At 59.6% G+C, this 1,059-nt stretch carries 1 protein-coding gene and 1 pseudogene; both read left to right on the top strand.

Annotated elements, in window-relative coordinates; all coding sequences use genetic code 11:
* A pseudogene (locus tag BLX41_RS34590) lies at window positions 1-442 on the top strand (DsbA family protein); the annotation flags it as partial.
* A 27-nt stretch (window positions 443-469) separates the two neighbouring features.
* Window positions 470-859, top strand: a complete 390-nt coding sequence (locus tag BLX41_RS06195; protein WP_123724182.1) for a nuclear transport factor 2 family protein — start codon at window positions 470-472, stop codon at window positions 857-859.
* Window positions 860-1,059: the final 200 nt, after the last annotated feature.

Raw genomic sequence — 1,059 nt, 5'->3', positions numbered from 1 at the left:
GGCGGTTTTCGACTCGGCCCCGCCGATCGCCGCTGTATTGGCGGCCGAGGCCCTGGGCGGTCGTGGACTGGAATTGCTCGGGCGCCTGCAGACGGCTCATTACCTGGAAGGCCGGCGGATTGCCGATCGCGATGTCCTGCTGGAACTGGCGCAAACCCTGGGTTTTGCCTCGCAGCCGTTCGCTGTCGCCTACGATCAGGCGGTGGCCCTTGAGCTGGATGAGCATATAAAGAGCAGCCGGGCGCTGTTGGCCAAAGTCGGCGGCCAGGGTTTTCCGACCCTGGCGCTGGAGCGGGACGGCCGCTTTCAGTTGCTCGATATCAGCCCCTGGCTGGGCAAGCCCGAGGCCTTCGCGCAGTGGCTGAAGGCTTCCCAGGGCACCACTAGCGACCCTCAACATGGCGCGCTCCAGGCCTGTGGCCTGGACGGTTGTGCGCTCTGATCTCACCTGACCTGTGTGGAGTCACCCATGGATAACCTAGCGTTGATCAAAAGCACCTACGAAGGTGCCAACTCCCAGGAAAATGCGCGCAACACCGCGGCGGCCCTGGCCCCCGATGCGCGCTGGACCGAAGCGGCGGGCTTTCCCTATGCCGGCACCTACGTCGGTTTCGAGGCGGTGCTGGAGCATGTGTTCAAGCGCCTGGGATCGGAGTGGCAGGACTTCACCTTCAAGGTGGAAAACTATGTGGCCCAGGGCGACAAGGTGTTCGCTTATGGCAACTATCAGGGCATCTATAAAGGCTCGGGCAAGCCTATTGATGTGCGAGTGGCCCATCTATGGACGCTGAAAGCGGGCAAGGTCACCCATTTCGAACAGTTCGTCGACAGTCACAGTGTGCAGCTGGCAATGCTCTAGCCCGCAGTTCTTAGAATATTTTCAGCTATTCAAAGACGATTCACGAAATTGACACGTTGTTAAAGGCGCGGATAGGATTCGCCCCAACGCCTGTGGCCAAGAGCCATATTTCAGAATAATAAAAGGCCCGTCGCGATCACCCGCGGTCGGGCTTTTTTGTTTCGACGGTAGAAGAGCGTGCAAACGCCATAGCCAAAAGA

This window comes from Pseudomonas protegens, from assembly GCF_003732485.1.
Lineage (GTDB): Bacteria > Pseudomonadota > Gammaproteobacteria > Pseudomonadales > Pseudomonadaceae > Aquipseudomonas > Aquipseudomonas protegens_B.
This window is presented reverse-complemented; position numbering and strand designations above follow the sequence as displayed.

What these genes read in the sequence shown, in the direction of transcription:
- BLX41_RS06195 (WP_123724182.1), top strand. Translation starts at nt 470, where the DNA reads ATGGATAACCTAGCGTTGATCAAAAGCACCTACGAAGGTGCCAACTCC.